The organism is Cellulophaga sp. (genome assembly GCF_039943695.1).
Lineage (GTDB): Bacteria > Bacteroidota > Bacteroidia > Flavobacteriales > Flavobacteriaceae > Cellulophaga.
The window spans coordinates 1-5259 of record NZ_JBDVAA010000078.1 but is presented as its reverse complement, the minus strand read 5'-3'; the positions used below and the strand labels follow the sequence as shown (position 1 = coordinate 5259).

Sequence of the window (5259 nt, the reverse complement as noted above, 5' to 3'; positions counted from 1 at the left end):
CCAACAAACGGAACTTTGCTGGCAAGTACACATGATGTACAAAATGCAGCTTATAAAATAGAAGGTGAAGATACGTATGCAATACAATTTCACCCAGAAGTTTACCATTCTACAGACGGGAAACAATTATTAGAAAACTTTTTAGTAGATATAGCAAGTGTAAATCCAGATTGGACACCAAATGCTTTTGTTGAAGAAACAGTAGAAGCACTACAACAAAAAATTGGAGACGATAAGGTTGTTTTAGGTTTGTCTGGAGGAGTAGACTCTTCTGTAGCAGCAATGTTATTGCACAAAGCTATTGGAGAAAACCTGTACTGTATATTTGTAAACAATGGTTTATTACGTAAAAACGAATTTACAGATGTATTAGAGCAGTACAAAGGTATGGGCTTAAATGTAAAAGGAGTAGATGCTTCGGCACGCTTTTTGGATGCTTTAGCTGGGTTAAGTGACCCAGAACAAAAGCGTAAAGCTATTGGTCGTGTATTTATAGAGGTTTTTGATGATGAGGCACACCAAATACAAGGTGTTAGTTGGTTGGCACAAGGAACAATTTATCCAGATGTTATAGAAAGTGTTTCTGCAACTGGTGGTCCTAGCGCAACAATTAAAAGTCACCATAATGTAGGAGGCTTGCCAGATTTTATGAAACTTAAAATAGTAGAGCCATTAAAAGCTTTGTTTAAAGATGAAGTAAGGAGAGTAGGAGCATCTATGGGAATGGAAAAAGACCTTTTAGGGCGTCATCCTTTTCCAGGACCAGGACTTGCAATTCGTATTTTAGGTGATATTACTCCAGAAAAAGTAGCTATATTACAAGAGGTAGATGCTGTTTTTATTGGAGAACTTAAAAAAAGTGGCTTATATGACAAGGTTTGGCAGGCCGGAGCCATACTTTTACCCGTAAATAGTGTAGGAGTTATGGGAGATGAGCGTACATATGAAAAATGTGTAGCTTTGCGTGCTGTAGAAAGTACAGATGGTATGACCGCAGATTGGGTTAATTTGCCATATGAGTTTTTACAAAAAGTGTCTAATAATATAATAAATAAAGTAAAAGGTGTAAATAGAGTAGTTTATGATATTAGCTCTAAGCCACCTGCAACTATAGAATGGGAATAATTATGAATAGTAAATTTTTTAAAACAGTTCTTTCTTTTTTGTTTATTCTTTTGGTTACAGCCAACTCTTATGCACAAAAGTATAAGACACACCCTGTAAAAAGAGGAGAATCTTTAGAGAGTATATCTAAAACGTATAACGTATCTATTGATGATATTTTAGTTTATAATAAAGAGATTAAAAAAGGACAAAAACTGACTCCTAATACTATATTAATTGTTCCGTTAGATAAAAAAATGGCAGCTGTAACAGCTTCTTTATCTGGAGATAAACCAGTTGTAGAGGTAAAAAAGACAGTGCAAGAAGAACCAATTCGTTTTATAGAACACAAAGCTAAAAAACGAGAAACCTTGTATAGCCTTGCAAAACAGTACAATGTTACAGAAGATGATATAAAACGATACAATAAACAATTGTATGCAGAGCAGTTAAAAAAAGGAACTGTTTTAAAAATTCCTATTTATAAAAAAGTTGTTGTAGATACTTCTGTATCTACAACAACTAATACTGTTTCTGAGGTTTATGAAGATACTCCGTATAAATTTACAGATTATAAGGTTAAAAAAAGAGAAACACTTTATGGTATTTCTAAGCAATTTAAACTTACTCAAGAACAAGTTAAAAAGTACAATACTAGTTTGTATGCTGGAGATGTAAAAAAAGGAATGGTGTTAAAGATTCCTCACTTTAAAAAGGTAGAAGTTAAAGAGGTTGTTTTAAAATCTTACGTTGTAAAAGCAAAAGAAACACGTTGGAGCATAGCAAACAAGTACGGTATTACCGTAGATAGTTTGTTGTTGTTAAATCCAGACTTACCAAAATCATCTAGCTATTTAGCAGTAGGACAAGAATTAAAAATACCAGAAAAAAATATTTTAGTTAGAGATAGCATTGCTAAAACAGGAGCGCAAGAAGTACCTACTTTTGTAACGTATACAGTGCCTCCAAAAATGACTTTTTATAGGTTAGAAAAAGCGTACGGCGTTACTGAAGAAAAAATAAAAGAAGTAAACCCATTGGTTAAGGAAAAGGGTCTTCAGGAAGGAATGAAGATAAAAATTCCAACACTTAAAGGACAGGCTTCAGTAGATAGTCAGGCGGTAAACTCAGAGAATTTTATTTTTTACGTAGTGCGTCAAGGTCAAGGAGAAATGGCTTTAGAAAGAGAGTTAGGAGTTTCTTACAGTGAGTTAACAACATTTAATCCATCATTAAAAGATGGTATTAAGTCTGGTATGGTTTTAAAGTTGCCAAAAACTAGAAGTAGTAACTTTACGGTAAAGAACTCGTTAATACTACCAAAAATTAATTTGGCAGATAGTGTAAATGTTGCTATTAGACCAAAAGTAATGGTTTTATTGCCATTTAGGTTAGATTTAATTGATGTAAACAATTCTTCTTCAGCTAAAAAAAATATAGAAAAAAGAACAGATACTAATATTAGTTTAAGTCTATACTCAGGTATGCAACTGGCTTTAGAAACAATGAAGAAAAAAGGTGTTTCTATAGACGTTAGTGCATTTGATACTCAGTCTACCAGTAGTGTAGATAAAGTAAAAGAGATTCTAGAAAATGAAAATGTATCAGATTACAATGCAGTCATTGGACCTCTAGATCCTAAGTCTATACAAGAAGTTGCTAAAAAAACTTCAGGATTACATATTCCTGTTATATCTCCAAATTTAACAGAACAGGAAATAGGTTTTGGTAACACTTTTTATTCTTTACCATCAGATGAAGCATTAAGAACAAAAGTACTAGATTATGTCTCTAGCATTTACACAAATCAAAACATTATAATTATTGCAGATTCTAAGCACAAAGCAGAATCTGATGCAATAACGGCAAGATTTCCAAAAGCTAAAAAAGTTAGTTTGATTAAAGATTTAACTATAAATATTAATAAATTAAAGTATTTATTGGTTAGAAATGCAGATAACTTTGTTTTTGTAGAGACTAGTAATTTGGCTTTATCTAAGCATGCTACTTCTGTTGTAAACTCTTTAAATACAAAACAGAATAAAATTAGAATGTTTACAACAAACCTAAACAAAGCTTTTGATAGAAATAAAGTAGATAATATGCTTTTGTCTAATTTAAACTTTACTTATCCATCAGTTAATAAGGAAATTAAAGATGATGAGTTTAATAAAAATTATAAATCTAAATTTGGGACTAATCCAAACAAATACGCTGCAAGAGGTTTTGATATTATGTATGATGTTTTACTAAAGCTAGCTTATAAAAACGACTTATTTGAAGTTTCTAAAGTTGTAGGAGAAACAGAGTATGTTTCAAACAAGTTTAATTACGTAAATAAGAAAAATGCAGGCTTTACAAATACAGCTGTATATGTTATGCAATATAATGATATGAAGATTGAAGAAGTAGAACCTAAAAAATAAAGGTATGCTTTTCTTTAAAAAAATAGTTTTTTTAATAATTGTGTTTACATTTTTTAATGTTTCAGCTCAAAATCAAGAAACTATTATATGGAAACCAGGAGTAAAGTTATCTTGGTCTAATTTTAAGGGTAAAGCACCAGTAGGTAACAGAGCTGCAGCAATGACCGCTAGTGGGGTAAACTACAAATACACAACGTACTTTGATAAAAAAAACGGCAATAAATTCACTTATGAAGTTATTGCCATTTTTTATCCCAGAAAATCTTGGTATAGACCTAAAATATGTACAGATATTACATTAAGTCATGAGCAAATACATTTTGATATTGCAGAGCTTTATGCACGTAAAATGAGAGAAAAGTTAAGTAAAGTAGTGCCTTCATCTAATACATACAAGCAAGCAAGGGCTATTTATACTTCTGTAAACAAAGAGTTAGAGGCCTATCAAGATTTGTACGATAAAGAAACAAATTATTCCAGAGACCTAGAAAAACAACTCTTTTGGCAAGAAAAAGTGAAGAAAGAGCTTCAGTTGAAGTAGTTAATAAAGTAAAAAAGCGACACAAAGTGTCGCTTTTTTTATATGAGTTACAGTTATTTAATCTATTCTTTACTTAATGTAATAACTAATGTTCCTTTAGTGTCTAAATCTACACCACCAGTAGTTATAATTCTATTAACCTCAGTTTGTAAAACTAAGTTTTTATTAGTTAAGCTAATTACTTTGTAAGTTCCGTTTACAGTGTCATTAGCATCAAGTTGTAATGTATCATCATCAAATGACCAATCTCCAGAACTCAGTGGGCTCTCAGATGTTATGGTTTCTGTATAATCAGTTCCTAAAAAAGAAAAATTAATCAATGTAGTATATTCACCAGTACTTACAATTTTATTAGGTTCTTCTGTAAAAGTAACATTAGAGTTTTCATTAGTAGATTTTGCTGTATACTCTAACGGATAGGTTTGATTGTTAACTACTGTACTTGCAGTACCGTTATCTATTGTTGCGCTAACTAATACCCAAGTACCAAGTAGAGGAGATTTTACATCAACTTCATCTTTAATTAATGGGTTTGTTCCTGCGTTTAATTCATCAATGTTACTAAAACCATCTGCATCACAGTCTAAGCTGTTCCAAATATCACTAGTATCAATTGTTTGGCTATCTAGTAAAAATGAACAATTACTTAAAGGGTCTGTACTATTGGTTAATTCTGTGCCATCAATTACACCATCACCGTCTGTATCTACTATTAAAGGATTTGTTTTATTTTCTTTTTCGTCACCATCATTTAAACCATCATTATCAGAGTCAGGATTTAATGGGTTAGTATTGTCCTTTTTTTCATCGCCATCGTTAACACCATCCTCATCAGTATCTGATACTAAAGGATTTGTTTTGTCTGTTTTTTCAATTCCATCATTAACACCGTCGTTATCTGTATCTGGTTTCTCAGGGTCAGTTCCATCTTTTTTTTCATCTTCATCAGTTACACCATCATTGTCAGTGTCTAAGGTTGCAGAATCTTCGGTATGTTTAACTATGTCGTATAAATGGTCACTATCATTATTATTGCAGGCAGAAAGCATCAGTAGAAATATGTATAAAGCAATTACTTTTTTCATAGTTTTGTGGCGTTAAAGTTGATTTGTTATTTTAAATAAATGTAAAATATTGTTATTGATTTATTTACGACTCAAAATTGCTTTTAGATCATTACATTTATGT

At 31.5% G+C, this 5259-nt stretch carries 4 protein-coding genes; 3 read left to right on the top strand and 1 reads right to left on the bottom strand.

The genetic code is table 11. The annotated features are described in order from the left end of the window. The 3 genes from guaA to ABJD66_RS05575 all read left to right on the top strand — a co-directional run. The coding region (gene guaA, locus ABJD66_RS05585) for a glutamine-hydrolyzing GMP synthase (protein WP_348129144.1) at positions 1 to 1125 on the top strand (1125 nt) is incomplete at its 5' end. A 2-nt stretch (positions 1126 to 1127) separates the two neighbouring features. Continuing rightward, positions 1128 to 3530 (top strand): LysM peptidoglycan-binding domain-containing protein, encoded by a 2403-nt coding sequence (locus ABJD66_RS05580; RefSeq protein WP_348129141.1) that lies wholly within the window; start codon positions 1128 to 1130, stop codon positions 3528 to 3530. Positions 3531 to 3534: 4 nt separating this feature from the next. After that, complete coding sequence (locus ABJD66_RS05575) at positions 3535 to 4071, top strand: DUF922 domain-containing protein (protein WP_100895429.1); 537 nt, start codon at positions 3535 to 3537, stop codon at positions 4069 to 4071. Positions 4072 to 4133: 62 nt separating this feature from the next. Here the strand turns inward: ABJD66_RS05575 and ABJD66_RS05570 are convergent, their stop codons facing one another. Then, positions 4134 to 5156 (bottom strand): hypothetical protein, encoded by a 1023-nt coding sequence (locus ABJD66_RS05570; RefSeq protein WP_348129138.1) that lies wholly within the window; start codon positions 5154 to 5156, stop codon positions 4134 to 4136. Between the last annotated feature and the right edge of the window lie 103 nt (positions 5157 to 5259).

Bases quoted from the DNA above. Each gene is read 5' to 3' on its own strand.
- ABJD66_RS05570 (WP_348129138.1), bottom strand. From the start codon at position 5,156: ATGAAAAAAGTAATTGCTTTATACATATTTCTACTGATGCTTTCTGCC.
- ABJD66_RS05580 (WP_348129141.1), top strand. From the start codon at position 1,128: ATGAATAGTAAATTTTTTAAAACAGTTCTTTCTTTTTTGTTTATTCTT.
- ABJD66_RS05575 (WP_100895429.1), top strand. From the start codon at position 3,535: ATGCTTTTCTTTAAAAAAATAGTTTTTTTAATAATTGTGTTTACATTT.